Annotated in this window: 21 protein-coding genes and 1 pseudogene; 1 reads left to right on the top strand and 21 read right to left on the bottom strand. The window is 61.1% G+C overall.

Annotated features, from left to right (window positions below):
• Window positions 1-185 precede the first annotated feature (185 nt).
• The 19 genes and pseudogenes from AU074_RS31945 to hutC form a co-directional block, all read right to left on the bottom strand.
• A complete protein-coding gene (locus AU074_RS31945) occupies window positions 186-989 on the bottom strand; it encodes a transporter substrate-binding domain-containing protein (RefSeq protein ID WP_076018103.1) in 804 nt (267 codons plus the stop codon).
• A gap of 220 nt (window positions 990-1,209) precedes the next feature.
• Window positions 1,210-3,800: pseudogene (gene mdoH / locus AU074_RS31950) on the bottom strand (glucans biosynthesis glucosyltransferase MdoH).
• On the bottom strand, window positions 3,793-5,532 hold the full coding sequence (locus AU074_RS31955; protein ID WP_026078060.1) for a glucan biosynthesis protein G: 1,740 nt from the start codon (window positions 5,530-5,532) through the stop codon (window positions 3,793-3,795). The pseudogene mdoH and the gene AU074_RS31955 overlap by 8 nt, the downstream one beginning before the upstream one ends.
• Before the next feature lie 267 nt (window positions 5,533-5,799).
• Window positions 5,800-6,237 (bottom strand): D-aminoacyl-tRNA deacylase, encoded by a 438-nt coding sequence (dtd, locus tag AU074_RS31960; protein WP_076018105.1) that lies wholly within the window; start codon window positions 6,235-6,237, stop codon window positions 5,800-5,802.
• The gene (pip, locus tag AU074_RS31965) at window positions 6,234-7,205 is read right to left on the bottom strand and encodes a prolyl aminopeptidase (protein ID WP_076018106.1); all 972 of its coding nucleotides are present in this window, start codon (window positions 7,203-7,205) and stop codon (window positions 6,234-6,236) included. Before pip ends, dtd begins: the two co-directional genes overlap by 4 nt.
• A 103-nt stretch (window positions 7,206-7,308) precedes the next feature.
• Window positions 7,309-8,244, bottom strand: coding sequence for an alpha/beta hydrolase (locus AU074_RS31970; RefSeq protein ID WP_076018107.1), 936 nt, complete (start codon window positions 8,242-8,244; stop codon window positions 7,309-7,311).
• A gap of 173 nt (window positions 8,245-8,417) precedes the next feature.
• Window positions 8,418-9,365 (bottom strand): choline ABC transporter substrate-binding protein, encoded by a 948-nt coding sequence (locus AU074_RS31975; protein ID WP_076018108.1) that lies wholly within the window; start codon window positions 9,363-9,365, stop codon window positions 8,418-8,420.
• 258 nt (window positions 9,366-9,623) lie between these two features.
• A complete protein-coding gene (gene hutG, locus AU074_RS31980; RefSeq protein ID WP_076018109.1) occupies window positions 9,624-10,424 on the bottom strand; it encodes an N-formylglutamate deformylase in 801 nt (266 codons plus the stop codon).
• Window positions 10,425-10,435: 11 nt separating this feature from the next.
• Window positions 10,436-11,641 carry an imidazolonepropionase gene (hutI, locus tag AU074_RS31985; RefSeq protein WP_076018110.1) on the bottom strand — a complete coding sequence of 402 codons (1,206 nt, stop codon included), beginning with the start codon at window positions 11,639-11,641 and terminating at the stop codon, window positions 10,436-10,438.
• A gap of 16 nt (window positions 11,642-11,657) precedes the next feature.
• Entirely contained in the window at window positions 11,658-13,067 is a 1,410-nt protein-coding gene (locus tag AU074_RS31990; protein ID WP_063033490.1) for an amino acid permease, read from the bottom strand.
• Between the two features lie 127 nt (window positions 13,068-13,194).
• The gene (gene hutH, locus AU074_RS31995; RefSeq protein WP_143503756.1) at window positions 13,195-14,733 is read right to left on the bottom strand and encodes a histidine ammonia-lyase; all 1,539 of its coding nucleotides are present in this window, start codon (window positions 14,731-14,733) and stop codon (window positions 13,195-13,197) included.
• 114 nt (window positions 14,734-14,847) lie between these two features.
• Window positions 14,848-16,371 (bottom strand): histidine ammonia-lyase, encoded by a 1,524-nt coding sequence (gene hutH / locus AU074_RS32000; protein ID WP_076018111.1) that lies wholly within the window; start codon window positions 16,369-16,371, stop codon window positions 14,848-14,850.
• 136 nt (window positions 16,372-16,507) lie between these two features.
• Window positions 16,508-17,332 (bottom strand): glycine betaine/L-proline ABC transporter ATP-binding protein, encoded by an 825-nt coding sequence (locus tag AU074_RS32005; RefSeq protein ID WP_076018112.1) that lies wholly within the window; start codon window positions 17,330-17,332, stop codon window positions 16,508-16,510.
• Complete coding sequence (locus AU074_RS32010; protein ID WP_017478193.1) at window positions 17,329-18,180, bottom strand: proline/glycine betaine ABC transporter permease; 852 nt, start codon at window positions 18,178-18,180, stop codon at window positions 17,329-17,331. The genes AU074_RS32005 and AU074_RS32010 overlap by 4 nt, the downstream gene beginning before the upstream one ends.
• Before the next feature lie 71 nt (window positions 18,181-18,251).
• Window positions 18,252-19,217: an ABC transporter substrate-binding protein gene (locus AU074_RS32015; protein WP_076018113.1), complete on the bottom strand. Its 966-nt coding sequence runs from the start codon at window positions 19,215-19,217 to the stop codon at window positions 18,252-18,254.
• A 69-nt stretch (window positions 19,218-19,286) separates the two neighbouring features.
• Window positions 19,287-20,744: a cytosine permease gene (locus AU074_RS32020; protein WP_076018114.1), complete on the bottom strand. Its 1,458-nt coding sequence runs from the start codon at window positions 20,742-20,744 to the stop codon at window positions 19,287-19,289.
• 142 nt (window positions 20,745-20,886) lie between these two features.
• Window positions 20,887-22,557, bottom strand: a complete 1,671-nt coding sequence (gene hutU, locus AU074_RS32025) for a urocanate hydratase (RefSeq protein WP_076018214.1) — start codon at window positions 22,555-22,557, stop codon at window positions 20,887-20,889.
• 390 nt (window positions 22,558-22,947) lie between these two features.
• A complete protein-coding gene (locus AU074_RS32030) occupies window positions 22,948-23,505 on the bottom strand; it encodes a HutD family protein (protein WP_076018115.1) in 558 nt (185 codons plus the stop codon).
• A complete protein-coding gene (hutC, locus tag AU074_RS32035; protein WP_003217980.1) occupies window positions 23,502-24,212 on the bottom strand; it encodes a histidine utilization repressor in 711 nt (236 codons plus the stop codon). The genes AU074_RS32030 and hutC overlap by 4 nt, the downstream gene beginning before the upstream one ends.
• 147 nt (window positions 24,213-24,359) lie before the next feature.
• On the opposite strand from hutC, the gene AU074_RS32040 reads away from it, so the two are divergent.
• Window positions 24,360-25,724: a formimidoylglutamate deiminase gene (locus tag AU074_RS32040; protein ID WP_076018117.1), complete on the top strand. Its 1,365-nt coding sequence runs from the start codon at window positions 24,360-24,362 to the stop codon at window positions 25,722-25,724.
• Window positions 25,725-25,852: 128 nt separating this feature from the next.
• Here AU074_RS32040 and AU074_RS32045 read toward each other — a convergent pair whose 3' ends face one another.
• Entirely contained in the window at window positions 25,853-26,422 is a 570-nt protein-coding gene (locus AU074_RS32045) for a lipocalin family protein (protein WP_076018118.1), read from the bottom strand.
• A gap of 32 nt (window positions 26,423-26,454) precedes the next feature.
• Complete coding sequence (locus AU074_RS32050) at window positions 26,455-26,709, bottom strand: hypothetical protein (protein ID WP_003217986.1); 255 nt, start codon at window positions 26,707-26,709, stop codon at window positions 26,455-26,457.
• Between the last annotated feature and the right edge of the window lie 202 nt (window positions 26,710-26,911).

Below are 26,911 nucleotides of genomic sequence, written 5' to 3' on the forward strand. Positions count from 1 at the left end.
CGGCGCGCAAAAGGGCTGCACCATTTCGGGGTGCGATCCTAACTCACTCACCGCCCGGTACAAAGGTTTCGCCGGGATTTGTTGCCAAGGTATGACAGAAAAGCCCCACAACCGTGCAGAGAACGCCGCAGCTAGACACTTCAACCCACAGGTCGGCCAATTGCTTGATGTGTAAGTAGTTATGACTACCAGTCCACCTCCGCCATCCAGTCCGAGTCCTTGAACCACTTGTCATGCAGCCGATCATAGGTGCCGTCCTGGGCCACCTGATTGAGGAAGTGATTGATCCAGTTGAGGCTGTCGTAATCACCCTTTTTCACGCCGAACGCCAAAGGCTCGTAGGTGAAAGGCTGCTCCAATGCCAGCAGCGCACTGTTCTGGGGTTTGGCGATGGCGATCAGGTTATAGGGCGCATCGTGGACGAAAGCGTCGGCCTTGCCCTCCACCACCTGGCGCACGCCTTCTTCAGGGGTTGGAAAACTGCGCAGCTGTGCAGCGCCGAGAAACCTTTTCGCCGCCGCTTCGCCCGTGGTGCCTTCGGCCGCCACGATCCGGTAACCGGCCTCATCAAGGTCTTCGATGCTCTGGACCTGATTAGCCAACCGCGGATGCAGCAATACGGTCTGACCGACGATGATGAACGAGTCGCTGAAGTTAAGGGTGAGGTTGCGCTCTTGCGTTACGGTCATGCCGCTGCCGATCAGGTCGAACCGGCTGCCCAGCAGGCCGGGGATCAGGTCGGTATAGGGCACCGAAACCAGCTCCAGCCTTACCCCCAGCGCTTTGCTCATTTCCCGCAGCAGATCAATTTCAAATCCGACAATACGGCCATTCTTGTCGGTCATCTCGAAAGGTACGTAGGTCGGATTGGTCCCGACTTTCAGTACGCCCCGATGGACGGCCTCATCGATGGCCCCCGCGTGCGCCAGGTAACCGTGGGAAAACGCGACGATGCCGAGCAGCAGCATCGACAAATACCTTTTAATCATGAAAAGCCCCTATTCCGTTAAACACACGCGCACCCGGCCACGCGTCAGTCCGCGTAGACCAGAGGTATCGAGTCAGATTTGGGGGGCGATGCTAACCCACTCGCAGGCACGGCAATACGCCTCGGCGAAGGGTCTTTTGTTTCGAAATAACAAGGAGTTAGCGAAATGAAACAGAAGGGAAAAACAGCGTAGGACGGTGGCAGCAAACGCCCCCGAGGCGTTACCTCGGGGGCGTCTGAATCAGGCTGGTTGAGCCTGGGACGACAGTGGTTTCAATGGCAGCAACGGCGCATGCGGATCAGCCTTGACCGATTCGCGCCAGGCGTTGAGCCATTCAGCATGGCCTTCACCCCAGACCTGCTCGTGCAAGCGTGCCAAGGCGACCGGGTCGCTGAGCAAGGCCAGACGCTCGCCGTTGTTGAGGCCGGCCGGGCCGACTTTCAACGCGTGGCGAACACGCTCAATACGCAGCCACTCGATCGGCTCCGCCTGACCGTGACGGGAAGTCGCCAGGGCACACGCCAGGGCGTTCTGTTGTGGATCGACCACCGCCCGCACAAACCCGTCATTCAGCGCATGCCAACGGTTTTCGTGGGTGTATTTGTCGGTCGACAACAGCGCCTGGGGCGGGTTGTATTCCTCAGGGATCAAGAACAGGCTCTCGTCGCGAGACTTGAGGCCCAGCTTGACCCGGCTGGAAATAACCGACACCGGAATCGACAACATCAGCGAACCGACGATCGGCACCAGCCACCACAGGAAGCTTGGGTTCAACCACACCACCAGCAGTGCCCAGAAGAAGCCGAGCAGAGTCTGCGGGCCGTGGCGCTTGACCGCCTCGCTCCATGGCGTGGAGTCGTCGTCACGTTGCGGCGAATTCCAGGTCGCAGCCCAGCCGAGGAACGCGGCGAGTACGAAACGGGTGTGGAAGATCATCCGCACCGGCGCCAGCAACATGGAGAACAGCATCTCCAGCAGCATCGACAAGGTCACCTTGAACTTGCCGCCGAACTCTTTCGCGCCTTTGGCCCAGATCAGGATGATGCTCAGCAATTTAGGCAGGAACAGCAGCACGATGGTGGTGGAGAACAGCGCCACCGCCTTGTCCGGATGCCATTGTGGCCACAGCGGGTACAACTGGCGTGGCGCCATGAAGTACTGCGGCTCCATCAGCGTGTTGACCGCCAGCAAGGCCGTCGACAGCACCAGGAAGAAGAACCACAACGGTGCCGACAGGTACGACATCACGCCGGTCAGGAACACCGCACGGTGCACCGGGTGCATGCCTTTGACCAGGAACAGGCGGAAGTTCATCAGGTTACCGTGGCACCAGCGACGGTCGCGCTTGAGTTCGTCCAGCAGGTTCGGCGGCAGTTCTTCGTAGCTGCCCGGCAAGTCGTAGGCAATCCACACGCCCCAGCCGGCACGGCGCATCAGCGCAGCTTCAACGAAGTCGTGGGAGAGGATCGCACCGGCAAACGCGCCCTTACCTGGCAACGGCGCCAGGGCGCAGTGCTCGATAAACGGCTTCATGCGGATGATCGCGTTGTGGCCCCAGTAGTGGGACTCACCCAACTGCCAGAAGTGCAGGCCGGCGGTAAACAGCGGGCCATACACACGAGTGGCGAACTGCTGCATGCGCGCATACAGGGTGTCCATGCCCGACGCACGTGGCGCGGTCTGGATAATCCCGGCATCCGGCGTGGCTTCCATCAGGCGTACCAGGCTGGTCAGGCAGTCGCCGCTCATCACGCTGTCGGCGTCGAGGACCACCATGTACTTGTAGTCACCACCCCAGCGACGGCAGAAGTCGTCGAGGTTGCCGCTCTTGCGTTTGACGCGACGGCGACGGCGGCGATAGAAGATCTTGCCGAAGCCACCGGCTTCGCGGCACACGTCGAGCCAGGCTTGCTGCTCGGCGATGCAGATGTCGGCCTCGTTACTGTCGCTGAGGACGAAGAAATCGAAGCGATCCAGGTTACCGGTGGCAGCCACCGATTCGAACGTCGCGCGCAGGCCGGCAAATACCCGGGGCACGTCTTCGTTGCAGATCGGCATCACCAAGGCGGTGCGGGCGTCTTTCGGAATCGGCTCGTCACCGGCACTTTTACCGGAGATACGGTACTTATCGTGACCGGTCAGCAGTTCCAGGAAGCCCATCAGCGCGGTCCAGAAACCGGCCGAAACCCAGCAGAACAGAATCCCGAACAGCACCAGGATGCTGGTTTGCAGGGCGTAAGGCAGAACCTGGGTAGCGGTTTGAAGCAGGGTCTGGTTGCGGATCTCGTCAAAGTCGACGAAGGACCAACCCTGGTACGGCATGATGCCTTTCATGTACCAGCCAGCGACGATCGTCTGGCCGAGCATCAGCACCAGCAGGATATAACGACGGATCGAACCGACGGTGCGCCAGCGGGCAGCCGGCAGCACGCGCTCATCCTTCGGCGGTGCCGGAGGATTGGTGCGACCGGTCAGGCGGCGCCAGCCACGCACCAGGATATTGGTGCGCCATGGCTCAGGCACAACCTTGGTCCGGCGGATCGGCGGCGTGGCCTTGAGGCAAACCCGGCCGCTGGCGTCGAGCGCCAGCATTTCGGCGTCTTGCAGCTCTTCGGCGGTGTTGAGGGTCAGTCGGGCGCCGACCGACGCTTGGGCAGCGTCGGCAGGTGCGTCGAACGTGGACGATGACAGGCGCTTGTGCAATTCACTGAAGGACTCGCAGCCCGCCAGTTCGGCGCGCTGCTCATCGGTCATCGGTAGATGCGCCAGGTACTCGGCAAGAGTCTCTGGCTGGACTTGAGAATTACTCATCGGCAGGCAACTGATAGCTCCAGGTTTCGGTCAGGACTTGCTCTGTCTTGGCCGGCTCCGGTGTGGCTGGGGCAGCCGCTTCCGGCTGCTTGGCGTCCTTGTCCTTGGCGTCTTTCTTGGCCGCTTTCTCGTGCTGCTTGGCCAAGACTTTGTCGGCTTTAAGCACTTGAGTCGAAACCTTCTCCGGTTCCGGTTGCACGATGTCCTGGACCAGGGCGGCGCGCATTTCAGTCGGCTTGCCTGCGTCCTTGATCTTCATGCGCAGGGTCAGGCGCCAGCCTTGGGTGTGCGGGTTGTAGCGCACGCTGTTTTCAACGATTTCGGCGTTGTCGCCCACGCTGACCTGGCTGCGAACCGGTGCGTCAGCTGGCAGTTTCTTCAGGGACGGGCCCTCGAAGTCCACCAGGTAAGCCACGCTGCCGTCTGGCTGACGGATCAGGTTGGATTGCTTGACGTCGCCGGTGGAACGCAGGGTCTGCTTGACCCAGGCGCTTTCAGGCGAATGGAACTCGGCGTCTTTCAATGTCCAGTGCAGGCGGTAGGCAACGTCCAGCGGCTTGCCTGGCTCCGGCAGTGTTTCCGGGCTCCAGAAGGCAACGATATTGTCGTTGGTTTCATCGGCGGTCGGAATCTCTACCAGGTCGACGGAGCCCTTGCCCCAGTCGCCTTCAGGCTCGATCCAGGCGCTTGGGCGCTTGTCGTAGTTGTCGTCGAGGTCTTCGTAGTGGCTGAAGTTGCGACCGCGTTGCAGCAGGCCGAAACCGCGCGGGTTTTCCACGGTGAAGTTGCTGACCGACAGGTGTTTAGGGTTGTTCAGCGGGCGCCAGATCCACTCGCCGTTGCCGGCATGGATCGACAGGCCGCTGGAATCGTGCAGCTCGCGACGGTAGTTAAGAACCTTGGACGGCTGGTTGGCGCCGAACAGGAACATGCTGGTCAGCGGAGCGATGCCCAGCTTGGTGACCTTGTCACGCAGGTACATCTGGGATTTGACGTCGACGATGGTGTCGGTGCCAGGACGCAGGATCAGGCGATAAGCGCCGGTGGCCCGTGGCGAATCCAGCAAGGCGTAGATCACCAGCTGCTTCTCACCCGGCTTTGGACGTTCGATCCAGAACTCGGTGAAGCGCGGGAACTCTTCGCCGGACGGCAAGGCAGTGTCGATCGCCATGCCACGGGCAGACAGGCCGTAGACCTGATCTTTACCCACGACGCGGAAATAGCTCGCGCCGAGCATGGTCATGATCTCGTCTTGCTTGTCGCCCTTATTGATCGGGTACAGCACACGGAAACCGGCATAACCCAGCTGTTCAGTGGACTTGGGATCAAACTTGACGTCGCCGAAATCGAAGCGGGACGGGTCGTATTTGATTTCCTGGACGCTGTCGGCAGTGACTTCGTTGATTTTCACCGGTGTATCGAAGTGCATACCCTGGTGATAGAAGGACAGCTTGAACGGGGTGTTTTGATCGGCCCACTCGGCTTTTTCGTTGCGGAAACGAATTTTCTGGTAATCAGCGAATTTCATTTCGCGGAATTCGTTCGGCAAATTGCTGCGCGGAGCTTCGTATTTCTGCCCGGCCAGCTCTTTAGCCTTGGCCGACACATCATCCAGACTGAATGCCCACAGTTGACCCGCGCCGAACAGGCAAAACAGGGCAGAGCCCGTTACCAGTGCGTTTCGTAACCGTTTGGCAGACAATTTTGGTGCATTACAGGGACTAACAATCACGAGCAACCCTCGCCGAAAACAGATCAAAAAACCAACGGCCAGCTATCTATATGCCAGGTTGGCGAGCATTGTTCCGACTCCCATGGGGCTAAATGATTCCCCAACAGCCATCGGACAAGTCTCTACCTAAGTCAAAAATGGACCAATCAACGCTGATCCCCGTAGCGCGCGATTATCTAGTAGCCCGCGTGACAACGCATCAGGGTCAGCGAAGTATTTGTAGCGAAAACCCGGTTTTTTGGGCATTACAAGTCGTTTTCAGTACATTCACGTCTGTAACAGGAAGGTGACCGGCCCGTCATTGACCAAATGCACCTGCATATCCGCGCCAAAACGCCCCGCCGCTACCGTGCCATGCAATTGTTGCGCTTGTAACAACAGGTAGTCGAAAAGTGCCTCGGCCACCGCCGGCGGTGCCGCCGTGGAGAAGCTGGGACGCAAGCCGCTCTTGGTGTCTGCCGCCAGGGTGAACTGCGACACCAGCAGCAAACCGCCGCCAATGTCTTTCAAGGACAGGTTCATCTTGCCCTCGTCATCGCTGAACACCCGATAGTTAAGCAGCTTATGCAGCAGCTTGTCGGCGCTGGCCTGGGTATCTGAAGGCTCGACGGCCACCAGCACCAGCAAACCCTGGTCTATCGCACCCACCACCTGCCCTTCTACCTCGACCCGGGCGCCGCGCACCCGTTGCAAAAGCCCCTTCATGCTTCTTCAGGCGGCAAATCAAGCAGGCGCCGTGCCATTTCACTCGCCGCACGCACCAGCGCATCGGTGATTCCGGGTTCGGACGCCGCATGGCCGGCCTCGCGGATGATCTGCAGCTCACTGTTGGGCCAGGCCTGATGCAGCTCCCAGGCGTTATCCAGCGGGCAGATCATATCGTAGCGGCCATGCACGATTACGCCAGGCAGGTGGGCGATCTTGTGCATGTCGCGAATCAGCTGGTCGGGCTCAAGGAACGAGTTGTTGGTGAAGTAATGGCATTCGATACGGGCAATCGACAGGGCGCGCTGGGGCTCGGAAAAGCGCTCGATCAACTGCGGGTTCGGGCACAGGCCCAACATGCGGCCTTCCCACGTGGACCAGGCTTTGGCAGCGTGCATCTGGGCGATCTGGTCGTTGCCGGTCAGGCGCTTGTGGTAGGCGCTCAGCAGGTCGTGGCGCTCTTCCTGGGGGATGGGCGCGAGGTAGTCCTGCCAGTAATCCGGGAACAGGCGGCTGGCGCCAGCCTGGTAGAACCACTGAATGTCCTGGGGGCGCGCCAGGAAAATGCCCCGAACGATCAAGCCGTGCACGCGCTCCGGATGGGTTTGCGCGTAGGCCAGGGCCAGGGTCGACCCCCAGGAACCGCCGAACAACACCCATTTTTCGATGCCCAGGTGCTCGCGGATCCGCTCAAGGTCGGCCACCAGGTCCCAGGTGGTGTTGTTTTCCAGGCTGGCCCGTGGAGTGGAGCGCCCGCAGCCACGCTGATCAAAAGTAACAATTCGGTAGAGATTTGGATCGAAATAGCAGCGGCTATTGGCGTCACACCCGGCGCCAGGGCCGCCGTGGATGAACACAACGGGCAAGCCTTCCGGGGAACCGCTTTCGTCGACGTACAGGACGTGGGTTTCATCGACGGCCAGATCGTGCCGGGCGTAGGGTTTGATCTGCGGGTACAAAGTCTGCATTGCGCGCTCCGTAAGGGGTCGAGTTCATCCCTGGGGGGACGTCTATTATTTTGCCGTCTGGCATCATAAACCCGAATTGTGCAATGAGCATGTCCTAGCAGACTTAGAGCTGTGTCAGCAAAACACCACGCAGATAATCCAGCAGATAAACGTAGAGCCGATCGACCTCCGCCACCTGGCCCCGGGCCCGTAGACAGCCGTGGATCAGGCCTTTGCCGGGATACAGCGTGGCCGCCACCCCGGCGGCCTGGAGGCGCTCGGCGTAGAGCATGCCGTCGTCCCGCAACGGGTCGAACTGGGCGACAGCGATCAGCGCCGGTGGCAACCCGCTGAAATCCACGGCCAGCAATGGCATGGCGTAGGGCGACGGCTTGCCCGGCCCACGCAGGTAAAGGGCGAGATAGCACTCGGTGTCGGCGGTACTGAGCAACGGCGCGTCGACGCAGTCGCGGCGGGACGGCAGGTCGGCGGGGCCGCCCAGGCCGGGGTAGATCAGGACTTGCGCCAAGGGCTGCGGCTGATGGTCATCCCGCAGACCCAGGCATAACGCGGCCGCCAGGTTGCCGCCGGCGCTGTCACCGGCCACCACCAGGCGTTGCAGGTTGATGTGGCAGGGCGCTTCGCCCGCCTGAATCGCCTGCCAGACTGCGCGACAATCATCGAAGGCCGCCGGGAACGGGTGTTCGGGTGCCAGTCGGTAGTCGATGGCGATCACCAGCACCTGCAGCGCGTCGGCCAGTTCACCGCAAATGAAGTCGTGGGAATCCAGCCCGCCCACCACCCAGCCGCCACCGTGCATATAAAGGATGCATGGCCAGCCGCCATCAGGGGTTGGCGTCGCCGGTTGATAAATGCGTACGCCTACGCCGCTCAGGGAAACGTCTGACACCTGCACCCCTTCAGGGCGCGCCGGGGTGAACGCTTGGCACATTCGGTCATAGCTCCGGCGCAATCCGGCCAGCGATGTGTCGTCGCTGGTGAAGGATTCGGTTTTTTCGACAAAGGTGCACATCTGCGCGGAAATCGGGTAGTGGGACATGAAGGTGATCGTCCTGATAGGAAGATTCAAAGCACACCACAAGGCAAATGTGGGAGCTGGCTTGCCTGCGATAGCGGTGTGTCAACCAACGCCATCGTCGACTGATACACCGCCATCGCGGGCAAGCCCGACTCCCACATTGGTTCTCTGTTGTTTGATCTATCGTGTTCGCATCAGGGTTTGAGGCTGGCCTGCACCGCCGCCACGCCGTCTTTTCCATCCAGGGTCGTTACACCCGCCAACCAGCGCTGCAAATCCTCGGGGTTGTCCCGCAACCATTGTTTGGCTACCTCCTGCGGCGTCTTGCGGTCCATGATCGGCACCATCAACTGGCTTTCCTGGGCCGCGGTGTAGGTCAGGTTTTCCAGCAGGCGGGTCACGTTGGGGCAACGCTCGGCGTAATCCGGCGCCGTCACCGTGGAGACCGTGGCCATGCCTTCGTTGGCGCCGAACACGTCTTCACTGCCGGTCAGGTAAGCCATTTTCATGTTGATGTTCATCGGGTGCGGGGTCCAGCCGACAAACACCACGAACTCCTTGCGATTCACCGCCCGCTGCACGGCTGCCAGCATGCCCGCCTCGCCGGAGGCCACCAGCTTGAAGCCGCCGAGGCCGAAGCGGTTGCTGTCGATCATTTTCTGGATATCGGTATTGGCGCCGCTGCCCGGTTCGATGCCATAGATTTTGCCGCCCAGTTTGTCCTTGAAACGGGCAATGTCGGCAAAGGTCTTCAGGCCTGCGTCCGCAACATACTGCGGCACCGCCAAAGTCGCCTGGGCGTCGGCCAGGCTCGGTTTGTCGAACACCTTGACCTGGTTGGCCGCGAGGAACGGTGCGATGTTGTTGTCCATCGCCGGCTTCCAGTAGCCCAGGAAGATATCCAGGCGCTTGTCGCGGATGCCGGCAAAGATGATTTGCTGCACGGCGCTGGTTTGCTTGCTGTCATAGCCCAGGCCATTGAGCAGCACGTCGGCCATGCCGCTGGTGGCGATCACGTCAGTCCAGCTGACCACGCCCATGCGCACGACCTTGCACGAGGCCGGGTCGGCGGCCATCGCATTGGCGCTCAGGAGTGCGGCGCCGGTGAGAATCAACAGGCAACGGTTGAACAGTCTTTTCATCGATGCGGTCTCACTCGGCAGTTTTTATTGTGGGAGTGGCGTCTGACGCGCCGTGCCCAACACCTTACCCAGCGAGACTTCGATCAAAGCGACCTGTGGCGACTGTGAGTTGCACTCAGGCGACTTGAGAGGTGTGTGGCTGTGAAGCCCTCTTCGCGAGCAAGCCCGCTCCCACATTTGATTGCATTTCGACTGCAGAAACTCGGTCGAATGTGGGAGCGGGCTTGCTCGCGAAGGCTATCTCAGCAGCGACGCCAATCAGGAGTAATGCCGCTTGCCCCACGCCAGGAACCCTTCCAGCAGCTCCTTCAACACCACTCGTGTCGGCTCGGCCAGATCGGCGCGATAACGAAACGGCTCAAACTCTTCCATGTACGTGCACTGCCCCAACTCCAGTTGCACCGCATGAATGTTCTCGGCCGGGTTGCCGTAGTGCCGGGTGATATGCCCGCCCTTGAAGCGCCCGTTGAGCACATGGCTGTACTGCGGGTAGCCGGCGCAGATGGCTTCCAATTGGCTGGCGAGTTGCGGATCGCAGGACGCGCCGTTGAAGGTACCGAGGTTGAAGTCCGGCAGCTTGCCCTCGAACAGGTGCGGGATCACCGAGCGAATCGAGTGCGCATCAAACAATAGTGCATAGCCGAACTCGGCCTTGAGCCGGGCCAGCTCGTCCTGCAGGGTGCGGTGATACGGCGTCCATATCTGTTCCAGGTACGTGGCGCGTTCGGCCTTGGACGGTTCCAGGCCTTCGCGGAACAGCGGCACACCGTCGAACAGCGTCGCCGGGTACAGGCCAGTGGTAGCGCCGACGTACAGCGGCTTGTCATCGGACGGCCGATTCAGGTCGATGACAAAACGCGAATATTCGGCCGCCAGGGTGCTGGCGCCCAGCTCTTCGGCGAAGTCGTACAGCGTGGGAATGTGCCAGTCGGTGTCCGGCAGGCTTTGCGCCTCGGGGATCAGCCCGGCTTGCACCGTCGGCGTCAGGCGCAGGCCCGCGTGGGGCATGCTGATCAGCAGCGGCACACGGCCTTGTTTGAAGCTCAGAACCTTATCCACAGCAGTACTCCTTAAACGGTGACATCGACGCCGTGGCGCACGACGCGTTTATCCAGCTCGCCACCCAGCCAGTAGGCCAGGTCAGCGGGACGATCAATCTGCCAGGCGACAAAATCCGCGACCTTACCCACCTCCAGCGAACCGTGGCTGTCCCCCAGACCCAAGGCGGTAGCCGCATGTTGCGTGGCGCCGGCCAGGGCTTCTTCCGGGGTCATGCGAAACAGCGTGCAGGCCATGTTCAGCATCAAGCGCACCGACAATGCCGGTGACGTGCCCGGGTTGAGGTCGCTGGCGATGGCGATCTTCACACCGTGCTTGCGCAGGGCGTCCATCGGCGGCAGCTGGGTTTCCCGCAGAAAGTAGAACGCCCCCGGCAGCAACACCGCGACGGTGCCGGAAGCGGCCATGGCGATGGCGTCTTCCTCGGTCATGAATTCCAGGTGGTCCGCCGACAGCGCCTGATAACGCGCCGCCAGGCTGGAGCCGTGCAGGGACGACAACTGCTCGGCGTGCAGCTTTACCGGCAAGCCGAGCTTGTGTGCAGCGATGAAGACGCGCTCTACCTGCTCCGGCGAGAACGCCAGGTATTCGCAGAAGGCGTCGACCGCATCCACCAGACCTTCCGCTGCCAGTGCCGGGAGCATTTCAGCGCAGATGTGCTCGATGTAAGCATCGGCACGGTCCACGTACTCCGGCGGCAACGCGTGAGCTGCCAGGCAGGTGCTGCGCACTCTCACCGGCAGCTCGGCGCCGAGGCGACGGATCACCCGCAGAATCTTGCGCTCGCTGGCCAGGTCCAGGCCGTAGCCGGACTTGATCTCCACAGTGGTCACGCCATCCCGCAGCAAACTGCGCAGGCGCTTGCGGCTGCTTTCGAACAGCTCATCTTCGGTCGCCGCCCGCGTGGCGCGCACGGTGCTGGCAATACCGCCACCGGCCGCTGCGATCTCGGCGTAGCTCACGCCTTGCAGCCGCTGCTCGAACTCGCCGCTGCGATTACCGCCGAACACCGTGTGGGTGTGGCAGTCGATCAGCCCCGGCGTGACCCACGCCCCTTGCAGGTCATGGGAGGTTACGTAGTCCGCCTTCGGCAGTTCGGCGCGCGGGCCGATCCACTCGATGAGCGCGCCCGAGGTCACGATGGCGGCATCCTCGATGATCGAGTATTTGCCCTGGGCCATGGTTGCGACGTGGCAGTGTTGCCAAAGCGTTTTCATCAACGCCTCCGTTGGGTTATCGATGAGACAAAGCCGGGTCGTAATGAACCTTGGCTGCTTGCCCGGCGGAGGGTTTGACCCACAGCAGATAGGCAACGATCAGCAAGACGATCCACACGGCACCGACCATAAGGGCAGCCTGGGTGTCCGGGAAATAACCCAGCACGCCGAAGATAAACAGCATGAACACGATGGCGGCCGCTGGCGCGTAGGGCCAGAACGGCACCGGGAATTTCAGCTCGGCAATCTGTTCCTTGGTCATCGAGCGACGCATGGCGACCTGAGTGACCAGGATCATCAGCCACACCCACACCGTGGCGAAGGTCGCGATCGAAGCGATGACCAGGAACACGTTTTCCGGGATCAGGTAGTTGAGCACCACACCGCCGAGCAACGCGGCGCCCATCACCACCACGGTCATCCATGGCACGCCCTGGCTCGACAGTTGGGCAAAGCCTTTGGGCGCCTGCCCTTGCTGGGCCAGGCCGTACATCATGCGACCGGCGCCGAAGATGTCGCTGTTGATCGCCGAGACGGCGGCCGAGATCACCACGATGTTCAGGATGGTCGCCGCCGAGCCTATCCCCAGGTTGCTGAAGATCTGTACGAACGGGCTGCCCTGGCTGCCGATCTGTGGCCACGGGTAGATCGCCATCAGCACAAACAACGTCAGCACGTAGAACAGCAGGATGCGCAGTGGCACCGCGTTGATCGCCTTGGGAATCACCCGCTGCGGGTCCTTGGCTTCGCCGGCGGTGATGCCGATGATTTCGATGCCGCCAAAGGCAAACATCACCACCGCGAAGGACGCAATCAAGCCACCCACGCCGTTAGGCATGAAGCCGCCGTGGGCCCACAGGTTGCTGAGGCCGGTGGCCGGAGCTTCGCCCGCCGAGTGAATGCCGAACAGCATGATGCCGAAGCCGCCGAGGATCATCGCGACGATGGCGCCGACCTTGAGCAGAGACAGCCAGAACTCCATTTCGCCAAAGACTTTGACGTTGCACAGGTTCAGGCCGCCGATCAGCAACACGATGCCGAGCACCCAGACCCAACGCGCGACTTCGGGAAACCAGAAGCCCATGTAGATGCCGAAGGCCGTGACGTCGGCGAGGCAGACGATGATCATTTCAAAGGCGTAGGTCCAGCCGAGGATAAAGCCGGCCATCGGGCCCAGGTAGGTGCTGGCGTACTGGCCGAAGGAGCCGGACACCGGGTTGTGCACGGCCATTTCGCCGAGGGCGCGCATGACCATGAAGACGGCGGCACCACCGATCAGGTAGGCCAGCAGTACGGCCGGGCCGGCCATCTGGATGGCGGAGGCAGAGCCGTAGAACAGCCCGGTGCCGATCGCGGAACCGAGTGCCATGAAGCGAATATGTCGGGCGGATAGCCCGCGTTTTAACGTCTTTTCTTGCTGGTGCATTTCTCGTCCCTATTTGTTTTTATTTTCTGTAGGAGCGAGCTTGCTCGCGAAGGTATTCCAGGCGCATCGCAGCGGTGGATGTACTTTTTTCGCGAGCAAGCTCGCTCCTACAGGGGGCATCCATCCCTTAGAGGCTCGGCAGCAAATTCGCCGACACCAGCTCATTCAGGCAACGCGTCGCCAACAACTCACTGGCGGCATTGATGTCCGGCGCGAAGAACCGGTCCTTCTCATAAAACGCCACTTTGCTGCGCAGGATCCCGCGAGCTTTTTCCAGTGCCGGCGAGGTTTTCAAACCATTGCGCAGGTCCAGGCCCTGGCAGGCCGCCAACCATTCCACCGCCAATACACCACGGGTGTTCTCGGCCATTTCCCACAGGCGTTTGCCCGCAGCCGGCGCCATCGATACGTGGTCTTCCTGGTTCGCCGAAGTCGGCAGGCTATCCACGCTATGGGGATGGGCCAGCGCCTTGTTCTCGCTGGCCAATGCCGCCGCAGTCACCTGGGCGATCATGAAGCCGGAGTTCACGCCGCCGTTGCCCACCAGGAATGGCGGCAGTTGCGACATGTGCTTGTCCATCATCAACGAAATACGACGCTCGCTCAGGGAGCCGATTTCCGCGATGGCCAGCGCCATGTTGTCAGCGGCCATGGCCACCGGTTCCGCATGGAAGTTGCCGCCGGAAATCACGTCACCTTCAGCCGCAAACACCAGCGGGTTATCCGACACCGCATTGGCTTCCACCACCAACACTTCGGCCGCCTGGCGGAACTGGGTCAGGCAGGCGCCCATGACTTGCGGCTGGCAACGCAGGGAGTACGGGTCCTGGACCTTGTCGCAGTTCTCGTGGGACTGGGACACTTCGCTGCTTTCACCCAGCAGGGCGCGATACGCGGCCGCAGAATCGATCTGGCCACGCTGGCCACGGGCTGCGTGAATGCGTGCGTCGAACGGCGAGCGCGAACCCAACACGGCTTCCACCGTCAGGGCGCCACAAGCTAATGCACCGGCGAACAAGTCTTCACCTTCGAACAGACCACGCAATGCGTAAGCGGTGGAAACCTGGGTGCCGTTGAGCAGCGCCAGGCCTTCCTTCGCCGCCAGGGTCAGCGGTGTCAGGCCGGCGACTTTCAGCGCCTCGGTGGCTTCCAGCCATTCGCCTTTATAGCGGGCCTTGCCTTCGCCCAGCAGCACCAGCGACATGTGGGCCAATGGCGCCAGGTCACCGGAAGCACCCACCGAACCTTTCAGTGGAATGTGCGGGTACACCTCGGCGTTGATCAGGGCGATCAGCGCATCGATCACCTGCCGGCGAATCCCGGAGAAACCACGGCTCAGGCTGTTGACCTTGAGCACCATGACCAGCCGCACCAGCGCATCGCTGATGGGCTCACCCACGCCAGCGGCGTGGGACAGCACCAGGGAACGCTGAAGGTTTTCCAGGTCTTCGCTGGCGATGCGGGTCGAGGCCAGCAGGCCGAAACCGGTGTTGATGCCGTAGGCGGTGCGGTTCTCGGCGAGAATCTGCTCCACGCAGGCGACACTGGCTTCGATCTGGGCCGAGGCGCTGTCATCCAGGCTGAGGGTTACCGGCTGCTGGTAGATGGCCCGCAGTTGGGCAAGGCTCAGTTGGCCTGGAATCAGGTTTAGCGCAGTCACATTCATGCTCCTTTTGAGAGTGTTGTTAACTACCAGTCGCTCCGGATGCTTCCGTTATCCGCCGCTGTGCTCGTTTAGAGGATCAGTCGGCTTGGCACGCTGGTTATTGTTGGGAAAAGGTCAGTGCAAATTCGGTAGCGTGTGTTGCAGCAAATCGGCGTTCTTGAGCAACGCTGCGGTGGCCGCGATATCCGGCGCCAGCCAACGGTCCTGGTCGTAGGCCGGGACGTGTTCACGCAGCAAGCGCCAGGCGGCGTCGGTGCCGGCGCCGAAGCGTTGCTCCTGGAGAAACTCGAACGCCTGGGACGCCAGCAGGTACTCGATGGCGAGGATCTGGGTGACGTTTTCCAGCACCGAATACAGCTTCAGCGCGGCGTTGGTGCCCATGCTCAGGTGGTCTTCCTGCAGGCCCGAGGTGACGAAGTTGTCGAGCACCGCCGGTTGCGCCAACTGGCGGTTCTGCCCGCACAGCGACGCGGCGACGTACTGCACGATCATCATCCCGGAGTTGACCCCGGGGTTGCTCACCAGGAACGCCGGCAGGCCGCTGACATGCGGGTTGATCAGGCGGTCCAGGCGGCGCTCGGCGATGGAGCCGATTTCCGCCATGGCGATGGCGAGCATGTCTGCCGCCAGGGCCACGGACTGCCCGTGAGGGTTGGCCTGGGACACCACGCGGTAGTCGTCCGGCGTGCCGAGCACCAGCGGGTTATCCGTGGCGCCGTTGAGTTCGGTTTCGATCTGCCGAGTCGCATGTTCCAACTGGTCGCGGGCCGCGCCGTGCACCTGAGGGATCGAACGGATGCTCAGGGCGTCCTGGGTACGTATGCCTTTACTGCTGGCAATCACTTCACTGCCGTCCAGCAACGCCCGCAGGTTGATGCCAACTTGCTGCATGCCCGGGTGCGGTTTGAGCGCAATGATTTCTTCGTCGAAGGCGTCGATCTGGCCACGCTGGCCTTCGAAGCTCATGGCGCCGATCACGTCGGCCCATTGCAGCAGACGGTGTGCATCGGCCAAAGCCAGGCAACTGAGGCCGGTCATGCACGGCGTGCCGTTGACCAGGCACAGGCCGTCCTTGGCACCGAGCACCACCGGCTGCAAACCTTCTTCGGTCAGTGCCTGGTGCGCCGGAACGATACAGCCCCGGTAGCTGACGTCGCCGACGCCGAGCAAGGCAATGCCAATGTGCGCCATGTGGGTCAGGTAGCCCACCGAGCCCTGGGACGGCACTTGCGGCGTGATGCCATGGTTGAGCAGCCCCAACAGCGAATGCACCACCTGCGGATGCAGGCCGGATTTGCCGTGGCTGTAGTTGATGATTGCCGCGCAAATGATCGCGCGGGTTTGCTCCACGCTCAGTGGCGCGCCGACGCCGCAGGCATGGCTGAGCAAGGTGTTGCGCGACAGCCGGCTCAGTTGTTCGTCCTTGAGCGACACGTTGCACAAGGCGCCCAGGCCGGTGTTGATGCCGTAGGCGCGCTCGCCGCTGCTGACGATGCGCTGGACGATGGCCTGGGCATTGTCGATGCGAGCCCAGGCCTGGCCCGAGAGTTCGAGGATCGCACCGTGGCGGGCCACGGCGACCACGTCCTGCCAACGCATTGGGGCGTCGGCGATGATGATTTTTTCAGCCTGGGACATCGTTGTACCTTCTTCAATTCTTGTGCAGCCTTACCGGCCTCTTCGCAGGCAAGCCAGCTCCCACAGGGAAATGCATTTCAAATGTGGGAGCTGGCTTGCCTGCGATAGCGCCAGTCAACTCACCACACATCGCGGGTCAAACCACCGCAGCCCGCCGCTGAACAAACCGGTCCACATATTCATCCGCCGGTGAATGCAGAATCTCGCGGGGCGTGCCGACCTGGATCAGCTTGCCGTCCTTGAGGATCGCAATGCGGTTGCCGATGCGTACGGCCTCATCGAGGTCGTGGGTGATAAAGACGATGGTCTTGTGCAGGGTCTTTTGCAGCTCCAGCAACTGGTCCTGCATCTCGGCGCGGATCAGCGGGTCGAGGGCGCTGAACGCTTCGTCCATCAGGATGATGTCGGTGTCGGCGGCCAGGGCACGGGCCAGGCCCACTCGCTGACGCATGCCGCCGGAGAGCTGGTGCGGGTATTTGTTTTCGTAGCCTTTGAGGCCCACGGTTTCGATCCAGTGCAGCGCACGCTCGGCGCACACTTGCTTGGTTTCGCCGCGCACTTTCAAGCCATAGGCGACGTTGTCCACCACGCTTTTGTGGGGCAGCAGGCCGAAGCTCTGGAACACCATGCTGATCTTGTGCCGGCGAAATTGGCGCAGGGCTTCCATGTCCAGTTGCAGGATGTCTTCACCGTCCACCAGGATCGCGCCGCTGGTGGGGTCGATCAGGCGGTTGAAGTGGCGCACCAGGGTCGACTTGCCGGAACCCGACAGGCCCATGATCACGAAGATCTCGCCGGTGGCGATGCTCAGGGACAGGTCGTTCACACCCACCACGCAACCGGTCTCGGCCAGCACCTGGTCCTTGGTCTTGCCCTGGCCAATCAGCGCCAGCGCCTCCTTGGAACGATTGCCGAAGATCTTGAATACGTTTTTGACTTCAATCTTGCTGACGGTAGTCATTTGCTCGCCTCATGCCGTGGACGACCATAGGCCTGGGTAATGCGGTCGATGACCACTGCGAGAATCACGATCGCCAGACCGGCTTCAAGGCCACGTCCGACGTTAAGCGTCTGGATACCGACCAACACATCTTCACCCAGGCCACGGGCACCGATCATCGAGGCGATAACCACCATCGACAGGGCCATCATGGTGGTCTGGTTGATCCCGGCCATGATGCTCGGCAGGGCCAGCGGCAGTTGCACGCCGAACAGTTGCTGCCAGCGGTTGGCACCGAAGGCGTTGATCGCTTCCATGACTTCGCCGTCTACCTGGCGAATACCCAGGTCGGTCAGGCGAATCAGTGGAGGAGCGGCGTAGATCACCGTGGCGAAAATCGCCGGGACCTTGCCCAGGCCAAACAGCATCAGCACCGGGATCAGGTACACGAAGCTGGGCATGGTTTGCATGATGTCCAGCAGCGGCATCAGCACCGAACGCAGGCGATTGCTACGGGCCGACAATATTCCCAGGGGAATGCCGATCAGCACCGAGATCACCGTGGCCACCATCATCAGCGCCAGGGTTTGCATCAGCTTGTCCCACAGGCCAACGGCGCCCACCAGGAACAGCAAACCGACGATCACCGCTGTAGTGACGACCTTGCGCGTGGCGTGCCAGGCGATGCCGCCGACAATTGCCAGCATCAGCCACCAGGGTGCTGCGCGCAGCACACCTTCAAGATTGACGATGGCCCACAACAGGGTGTCGGAGATGTGCCGGAACACATCGCCGTAGTTGGTCACCAGCGAATCAACCCAACTGTTGACCCAATCGGCGATGGAAAACGTAAAACTCTCAGGAAACATAGTGTGCTCTCGATCCAGTGGGTTGTGGCCGGACGTCCGGTTGCCTGCGAGGGCAACCGGAAACGCTCAACCTACAAGGCCGCGTCGATTTTCTTGGCTGCGTCGTCGCTCACCCATGCGTGCCAGACTTCAGGATGTTCCTTGAGGAAAATTTTCGCCAGTTTTGGTGATTCAATTCGCTCTTTGGCCATGCGGCCCAGGTTCTGGTTCAGCAGGTCGATGGGCAGGTTGACCTTTTCCAGCACGGCCACCAACTCCGGGGCTTGCTCGTGGAAGGTCTTGGACAGACCGACCTTGATGCTCACACTTTTATCCACACCGGGCTTTTCTTCCAGCTTCACCAGGTCGACCTGACCCATCAACGGGGTTGGCGACCAGTAATAGAACAGGATCGGCTCGCCACGCTTGTAGCTCGACAACACCGCCGCATCCAGCGCCGGGCCGGTGCCTGGGCGGAAGTTGGTGTAGGTGCTTTCCAGGCCATAGCTTTTCAGCATCTCGCTGTTGTCCAGCTCACAGGTCCAGCCGGCCGGGCAGTTGTAGAAACGGCCCTTGGACGGCTCTTCCTGGTCCTTGAACACCGAGGCGTATTTGGCCAGGTCGGCGATGCTTTTCAGGTCCGGTGCCTTGGGTTCCAGCTTGCGCTTGGCGTCGCCTTCGATCACGTAGCGCGGCACGTACCAACCTTCGACAGCGCCCACCACCGGAGCACCGACGCCGACGACCTTGCCGGCCTTCTCGGCCTTGTTCCAGACTTCGCTGCGGCCTACCCACTCCTCGGCGAACACCTGGATGTCATTGCTGCTCAGGGCGTTTTCCATGGTGATGGAGTTACCCGGCAGGCTGTCGGTTTTGCAGTCATAGCCTTTTTCCAGCACGGTTTGCAGGATGTCGGTCAGCAACATGCCGCTTTCCCAGTTCAAACCGGCAAATTTCACCGGCTTGCCGGACTCACACCAACCGGCCGCCTGGGCGCCAGCAGAAGCCAGCAAGCCTGCCGAAAACAAAGTGGCCAACAGGGTCTTATTCATTTTCATTGTTGTGACGCTCCCAATCTTGAAATGGATTACGGCAGTCAGTAGGCATCCTGCCCTGTCCACGTCCCATCAGGCCTGTGCAGCCAGCCCGTTTGTCGTTGGTGCAGCGCCCTGCTCTACCGGCAGGATCAGGTGTTCAGGCGTCGGGCTGTGCCATTTTCTGGCAGCCCAGTAGTACAGCGCAGCCGGCACCACCAGGCCGATGATCCAGGAGATATCGGTGTCGCCGAGGCTGGCGACCATTGGCCCGGTGTAGAAATGTGTGGAGATGAACGGCATCTGAATCAGCACGCCAAACACGTAGATGCTGATGCCCATCAGGTTCCAGCGACCGTAGCGACCGTTGGGATTGGACAGCGCCGGGATGTCGTAGCGTTCTTTGGTGATGCAGTAGAAATCCACCAGGTTGATCGCACTCCACGGCGTGAAAAAAGCCAGTAGGAACAGGATGAACGCGGAGAAATCCTTGAGGAACGAATCCTTGCCCAACAACGCCAGCGCAGCGGCAAGCGACACCATGACGAAGATGTACAGCAGGCGCGTGCCACTGCCGATATGTCGGCTGCCACGGAAGCCGCTGATGATCGTCGCGATGGACATGAAGCTGCCGTAGGCATTGAGGGTGGTCACGGTGACCTTGCCGAAGGCGATGCTGAAATACAGCAGCGCCGCGACGATCCCGGTGCCGCCCAGGCCGACGATAAACGACACTTCGTGGTGAGCGAATTGCGAACCGGCCAGGGCCGCCGCGAACACCCCAAACACCATCGAAGCCTGCGCGCCGATCACCGAACCCAGGCCCACGGCCCAGAAGGTTTTCGAGGCTTGCGTGCTGCGCGGCAAATAGCGCGAGTAGTCCGCCACGTAAGGGCCGAACGCAATCTGCCAGGACGCCGACAGGGAAATCGCCAGCAGGAAACTGCTCAGGGAGAAATGCTTGTTGCCCAGCAACGCGCCGATGTCGTTACCGGCCAGCAGCTTGTAGAACAGGTACACGAAGGCAACCACACCCAGCACGCTGGCGATGCGACCGATACCGTGGATCACCCGGTAGCCGAAGATCGTGAACACCATAATCAGCCCCGCGAACAACACGATGCCGACCCAGTCTTCGACATGGAGCAACTGCGCCACCGCCTGCCCCGCCAGCAATGAGCCGCTGGCGGAAAACCCGATGTACATGAGGCACACCAGCACCAGCGGGATGACCGCGCCATATACGCCAAACTGCACGCGGCTGGAGATCATTTGTGGCAAGCCCAATTGCGGGCCCTGGGCTGCGTGCAGCGCCATGACGCCGCCACCCAGCAGTTGACCGATCAACAGACCGATCAACGACCAGAACACATCACCGCCCAGCACCACGGCCAGGGCCCCGGTGACAATCGCGGTGATTTGCAGGTTGGCACCCAACCACAGGGTGAACTGACTCAATAGACGGCCGTGTCTTTCCGCTTCCGGGATGTAGTCGATCGAACGCCTTTCGATCAACGGGGTGGTGCTTGCACGAGCGTCTGTTACGGCCATTTATGTTCAACCTCTGATGGATTGTTTTTGGGTGAAACGCAGATCAAATGTGGGAGCGGGCTTGCTCGCGAAAGCGATGGGTCAGCTAACGACTTCGGTGACTGATACACCGCATTCGCGAGCAAGCCCGCTCCCACATTAGTTATTTGATCATCGGGAGGTTGAGGCCCTGCTCTTTGGCGCAGTCGATGGCGATCTGGTAACCCGCATCGGCATGCCGCATCACGCCGGTGGCCGGGTCGTTGTGCAGGACGCGAGCGATTCGCTCGGCCGCTTCGTCCGTACCGTCGCAGACGATCACCATCCCGGAGTGCTGGGAGAAGCCCATGCCGACGCCGCCGCCGTGGTGCAGCGAAACCCAGGTCGCGCCGCTGGCGGTGTTGAGCAAGGCGTTGAGCAGTGGCCAGTCGGACACGGCGTCGGAGCCGTCCTGCATCGATTCGGTTTCACGGTTGGGGCTGGCCACCGAGCCGGAGTCGAGGTGGTCGCGGCCGATCACGACAGGCGCCGACAGCTCGCCGCTGCGCACCATTTCGTTGAACGCCAGGCCGAGCTTGGCGCGCTGGCCCAGGCCAACCCAGCAGATACGTGCCGGCAGGCCCTGGAAGCTGATGCGCTCGCGGGCCATGTCCAGCCAGTTGTGCAGGTGGGCGTCATCCGGGATCAGCTCTTTGACTTTGGCGTCGGTCTTGTAGATGTCTTGTGGGTCGCCGGACAGTGCCGCCCAGCGGAACGGGCCGATGCCGCGGCAGAACAGCGGACGGATGTAGGCCGGTACGAAACCCGGGAAGTCGAAGGCGTTTTCCACGCCCACTTCTTGCGCCATCTGGCGGATGTTGTTGCCGTAGTCGAAGGTCGGAACGCCCATTTTCTGGAAGTCCAGCATCGCCTGAACGTGCACCGCCATGGATTGCTTGGCGGCCTTGATCACCTCGGCCGGTTCGGTCTTGGCGCGGGCGCGGTATTCGTCCCAGGTCCAGCCAGCCGGCAGGTAGCCGTTGAGCGGGTCGTGGGCGCTGGTCTGGTCGGTGACCATGTCTGGGCGCACACCGCGCTTGACCAGTTCCGGCAGGATTTCCGCCGCGTTGCCCAGCAGCGCGATGGAGATCGCCTGGCCGGCCTTGGTGTATTTGTCGATGCGCGCCAGGGCGTCGTCGAGGTCAGTGGCTTGCTCGTCGACGTAGCGGCTGCTCAAGCGGAAATCGATGCTGACCTGCTGGCATTCGATGTTCAGCGAGCACGCGCCGGCCAGGGTGGCCGCCAGAGGCTGTGCGCCGCCCATGCCGCCGAGGCCGGCGGTCAGTACCCAGCGGCCCTTGAGGTCGTCGTTGTAATGTTGGCGACCGGCTTCGACGAAGGTTTCGTAGGTGCCTTGGACGATGCCCTGGCTGCCGATGTAGATCCAGCTGCCGGCGGTCATCTGGCCGTACATGGCCAGGCCCTTGGCGTCGAGTTCGTTGAAGTGTTCCCAGCTCGCCCAGTGCGGCACCAGGTTGGAGTTGGCGATCAGTACGCGCGGGGCGTTGCTGTGGGTCTTGAACACGCCAACGGGTTTGCCGGATTGCACCAGCAGGGTTTCGTCGTCGTTGAGGTTGGTCAGGCTTTCGACGATCTGGTCATAGCATTCCCAGTTGCGCGCGGCACGGCCGATGCCGCCGTACACCACCAGTTCTTTCGGGTTCTCGGCAACCTGTGGGTCGAGGTTGTTCATCAGCATGCGTAGCGGCGCTTCAGTCAGCCAGCTTTTGGCGGTGAGCGTGTTGCCACGGGCAGCGCGGATTTCAACGTCACGGTACTTGGTAGGCTTGGTCACAAAAAATTCCTCAACGATCAATGCGCGAACATGATTGGTGCGAAGAGGATACTCATGGACTCTTACGCACACATCTTTACTTGTACATACAAGCATATGCAATCAAGCGGCCAACTTGGCGGAGGGCAGTTGCAGATTTTTCGCGAACGGGAGCGCAAGCCTTTAAGAACAAGGCTTGGCAGCTTGATGAATTTTCTTGCAGAAGGTTTTTACAGCGAGAGAGGCTCGTTACTCAGGCAGGCTTTTGCGCCATGCTGGGGCATTCGGTAACAAGTTGGTGCGGGAAGTGGGAACAGTTTTTGTAGGAGCGAGCTTGCTCGCGAAAAAGGTACATTCAACGTAGCAATACGCTTGAAATACCTTCGCGAGCAAGCTCGCTCCTACAGTGGTTTAGCGTGCAGTCAGCTCGATGACGCAGCAACGGCCAGTGATGCTGACGTCCAGCAAGCCAGTGTTACCGTCCAATTGCAGGCAGTCATGACGGTTCAGCCGCTCACCGAGCACCTTCACTTCATCCGCCACGCTGAACACCACCACGGTGTGCGCCGCACTGAAGAAACGCTGCGTACCGTCCATCCACTGCAACCGCGCCTGATAGCGCTGCGGCGAATAGATCAGGTTGAAGTCGCGGATCGGACCACCGATCAATCGGCAGGACACCTGGCTGTCACCCTTGAACGGGAACGGTTGCAGCGGTAACAACCCGCGCTGTTCTTCGCCGTCCACCGTCAGCACCATGCCCGAGCCTTGCAGCACGGTGATGATGCGCTGGTACCCGGCAAAGGTGGAGAACCCGCCCGACTCGGCGATATCGGCAATCGACAGGCGCCAGCCGAAACCGTCCAGGCCCTCGCCTGCGTCACGGGTGATTTCTTCAGTGCTGCCGCCGCCGTTTTTCCACGGCATGCGGACGTAATCGGCGGCGCGCCAGACTTTCGTCGAACTCATTTACTGAAACGTCCTTCCAGGCTATGACGGGAACCGGGGTGGATCAAACGCGCGGCCGTGACCGGCTGGCGGCCAGACCAGGTACGACGGCGAATCAACAGGCACGGCTCGCTGGTTTCGATTTGCAGCAACTTGCATTCGTCGGCGTCGGCGAGGATCGCTTCGACCACGTGCTCGCCTTCGGTCAGCGGCGCCACCTGGTTGAGGTAGGCATAAGGCGTTTGCTGGGTGAAATCCTGCTGCAGGTATTCCGGCGCGACCAGAGCGTTGACGAAGCGGTCTTCGATTTGCACCGGGATGTCGTTTTCGTAGTGCACGATCAACGAGTGAAACACCCGCCCGCCTTCGCGCATTTCCAGGGCGACGGCGCGCTCGGAACCGGCGGCTTCTTCGCCGAGAGTGATGACTTTGCACGTATGACGATGACCGCGAGAGGCGATCTCATCGGCAATGTTGTGCACTTCAAACAGCGCCGACTGGCTCTTAGGCTCGGCGACAAATGTGCCCACACCTTGCATGCGCACCAGCAGGCCTTCAGCGGTCAACTCGCGCAGGGCACGGTTGATGGTCATGCGGCTGAAGCCCAGTTGGTTGACCAGTTCGCTTTCCGACGGCACGCGATAATGCGGCGGCCAGTTGCCGTTGAGGATCTGCTGGCTGATCATCTGTTTGACGCGGGCGTACAAGGGCGCCGGACTTTCGTCCATGTGGGCAGCCAGTGGAGACTTGGCGGGCGGAGTCGGCACAGGAAATCCTTGCAGGTGAAAAAGAAGCATAGCTTGCCGGAGTTTACCGAGCAGGCAAACGTCTGTATATGTATATACAAATAAACACACGACCGGGGTGCCTGAATCATGTCCGCTTTCTTTGCCGAACGCGCGCTGCTGCCTAATGGATGGGCCAATGATGTACGTCTTGAAGTCAGCGCCGACGGCCTGCTGACCAAGGTTGAGCCCAACGCCAGTGCAGACGGTGCCGAACGGCTCAGGGGCCCGGTGCTGGCAGGCATGCCGAACCTGCATTCTCACGCGTTCCAGCGGGCGATGGCCGGGCTTGCGGAAGTGGCCGGCAACCCGAATGACAGCTTCTGGACCTGGCGCGACTTGATGTACCGGATGGTTGGCAAGATCAGCCCCGACCAACTGCAGATCATCGCTCGCCAGCTGTACATCGAGATGCTCAAGGCCGGCTATACCTCGGTGGCCGAATTTCACTACGTGCACCACGACGTCAGCGGCCAGGCTTATGCAGACCCCGCCGAGCTGTCGCGCCAAATCAGCCAGGCCGCCGCCAGCAGCGGTATCGGCCTGACCTTGTTGCCGGTGCTCTACAGCCATTCCGGTTTTGGCGGCCAGGCACCCAATGAAGGCCAGCGGCGCTTTATCAACAGCACCGAGCATTACCTGAACCTGCAATCACGCCTGCAACCGATTCTGGCTGCGCAACCGGCGCAACAACTCGGCCTGTGCTTCCACTCGCTGCGTGCGGTAACCCCCCAACAAATCAGCGAAGTGCTGGCCGCCAGCGACAAGGCGTGCCCAGTGCATATCCACATCGCCGAGCAGCAGAAGGAAGTCGACGACTGCCTGGCCTGGAGCGGCAAGCGTCCGCTGCAATGGCTGTATGACCATGTTGAAGTGGATCAGCGCTGGTGCCTGGTGCACGCCACCCACGCCAACCCGGAAGAAGTGACGTTAATGGCCAAGAGCCGGGCGATTGCCGGGCTGTGCCTGACCACCGAAGCCAACCTGGGCGACGGGATTTTCCCGGCGGTGGACTTCCTGGCCCAGGGCGGGCGCATGGGGATTGGCTCCGACAGCCATGTGTCACTGAGCGTGGTGGAAGAATTGCGCTGGCTGGAATACGGCCAGCGGCTGCGGGACCAGCGGCGCAACCGGCTGTATCGCAGTGATCAGCCGATGGTCGGGCGGACGCTGTTCGATGCCGCGTTGGATGGCGGTGCCGAAGCGCTGGGGCAGCCGATCGGGCGCCTGGAAGTCGGCAAGCGTGCGGACTGGCTGGTGCTGGATGGCAACGATCCGTACCTGGCGACGGCGAACGAAGACGGGATTCTCAATCGCTGGCTGTTTGCCGGTGGTGATCGCCAGGTGCGCGACGTTCTGGTGAACGGGAAGTGGGTGATTCGCGACGGGCATCACGCCGCCGAAGAAGACAGCAGCCGGGCGTTTACCCAGGTCTTGCGGGATTTGCTGGGCTAACAGACGACACATAACAAATGTGGGAGCGGGCTTGCTCGCGAAAGCGGTGGATCAGTCAACACATCGGTGACTGTCACACCGCCTTCGCGAGCAAGCCCGCTCCTACATTGGATTGGCGCTGTTTTGTATTACTGCGAAGTCTTCGCCATTTGCTTGTCCGACGTACGCCAGATCAAACGCGTGGTGTCATACCCCTGTTGCCGCGCCCTGCTCAGCAGGTCTTCGCGGGTGTCGGCGCTGACTGTCGGCGTGCGGGACAACAACCACATGTAGCGCCGGCTCGGGCTGCCGACAATGGCGGTCTTGTAGTCATCGCTGACGTACAGCACCCAGTAATCGCCCTTGGCCACGCCCGGCAACAGCGAGGTAAACCAGTTATTGAATTCGACCCACAGCTTGTCGGTCTTGCCGGCGACCTGCGGCGTGGCCGTGCCCTTGGCTTCTTGCCATTCCCACTCAGGCGTCAGGCAGCGGTTGAACACCGACATATTGCCATCGGGCAGCAGCGTGTAGCGGGCTTCGGACTGTGCGCAATTACGCTGGAAGTACATCGGCAAACGGGCCAACTCATACCAGGTGCCCTGGTAACGCTTGAGGTTGACGCTGCCGACAGTCTTGGGTTGCAGATCATCGCCAGAATGGCTGGCGCAGCCCGCCAAAAACAGGCTGGCGCAGAGGTATAGAACGAAACGCATCATGTTGTTTTTCTCCCGCAGGCTTTCGCCCCGGTTTACTTCAGGCCTTGCCCGGAAAAAATCAGTACTTTGTCACCGGCATATTGCACGCTGATAAAGCTGTTTTTATCGCCCCAGGTGCAACTGGACATACCCAGTGCGCCAGAACAATCAGTCGGCTTACCCAGCAACGACTCCACTTCGGCCTTGGGCATGCCGGCCGACAGTTTTGCGTAATTTTCTTGAGTGACCTTGCTGCAAGCGGCCAGAAGCACGCAAAACGACAACAGGGCGAGACGGCGTAACGACATGGAATAACTCCTGGAGAGACGAAGCAGCTTGGGGGTCTGCCAGAAGCTTAGAAGGGAAAAGGGGTGTCTGGTTCCCGACGAGCGAAAACAAAAAAGCCCCGAAAACGCTGAAACGTTTCGGGGCTCAATCAAGCGAATCAAATTACTGTAGGAGCGAGCTTGCTCGCGAAAAACGTTCAGCCGGCGCGGGCAACCAGGCAGC

The sequence above is a fragment of the Pseudomonas sp. ATCC PTA-122608 genome, assembly GCF_001952855.1.
Taxonomy (GTDB): Bacteria; Pseudomonadota; Gammaproteobacteria; order Pseudomonadales; family Pseudomonadaceae; genus Aquipseudomonas.

Coding starts and splice junctions, on each gene's coding strand:
- AU074_RS31975 (WP_076018108.1), bottom strand. CDS start 9,365: ATGAAAAGACTGTTCAACCGTTGCCTGTTGATTCTCACCGGCGCCGCA.
- pip (WP_076018106.1), bottom strand. CDS start 7,205: ATGCAGACTTTGTACCCGCAGATCAAACCCTACGCCCGGCACGATCTG.
- AU074_RS31990 (WP_063033490.1), bottom strand. CDS start 13,067: ATGCACCAGCAAGAAAAGACGTTAAAACGCGGGCTATCCGCCCGACAT.
- AU074_RS32005 (WP_076018112.1), bottom strand. CDS start 17,332: ATGACTACCGTCAGCAAGATTGAAGTCAAAAACGTATTCAAGATCTTC.
- AU074_RS32010 (WP_017478193.1), bottom strand. CDS start 18,180: ATGTTTCCTGAGAGTTTTACGTTTTCCATCGCCGATTGGGTCAACAGT.
- AU074_RS32015 (WP_076018113.1), bottom strand. CDS start 19,217: ATGAAAATGAATAAGACCCTGTTGGCCACTTTGTTTTCGGCAGGCTTG.
- AU074_RS32020 (WP_076018114.1), bottom strand. CDS start 20,744: ATGGCCGTAACAGACGCTCGTGCAAGCACCACCCCGTTGATCGAAAGG.
- AU074_RS31970 (WP_076018107.1), bottom strand. CDS start 8,244: ATGTCCCACTACCCGATTTCCGCGCAGATGTGCACCTTTGTCGAAAAA.
- AU074_RS32050 (WP_003217986.1), bottom strand. CDS start 26,709: ATGTCGTTACGCCGTCTCGCCCTGTTGTCGTTTTGCGTGCTTCTGGCC.
- hutC (WP_003217980.1), bottom strand. CDS start 24,212: ATGGACGAAAGTCCGGCGCCCTTGTACGCCCGCGTCAAACAGATGATC.
- AU074_RS32045 (WP_076018118.1), bottom strand. CDS start 26,422: ATGATGCGTTTCGTTCTATACCTCTGCGCCAGCCTGTTTTTGGCGGGC.
- AU074_RS31945 (WP_076018103.1), bottom strand. CDS start 989: ATGATTAAAAGGTATTTGTCGATGCTGCTGCTCGGCATCGTCGCGTTT.
- hutI (WP_076018110.1), bottom strand. CDS start 11,641: ATGAAAACGCTTTGGCAACACTGCCACGTCGCAACCATGGCCCAGGGC.
- hutH (WP_143503756.1), bottom strand. CDS start 14,733: ATGAATGTGACTGCGCTAAACCTGATTCCAGGCCAACTGAGCCTTGCC.
- AU074_RS32040 (WP_076018117.1), top strand. CDS start 24,360: ATGTCCGCTTTCTTTGCCGAACGCGCGCTGCTGCCTAATGGATGGGCC.
- dtd (WP_076018105.1), bottom strand. CDS start 6,237: ATGAAGGGGCTTTTGCAACGGGTGCGCGGCGCCCGGGTCGAGGTAGAA.
- AU074_RS32030 (WP_076018115.1), bottom strand. CDS start 23,505: ATGAGTTCGACGAAAGTCTGGCGCGCCGCCGATTACGTCCGCATGCCG.
- hutH (WP_076018111.1), bottom strand. CDS start 16,371: ATGTCCCAGGCTGAAAAAATCATCATCGCCGACGCCCCAATGCGTTGG.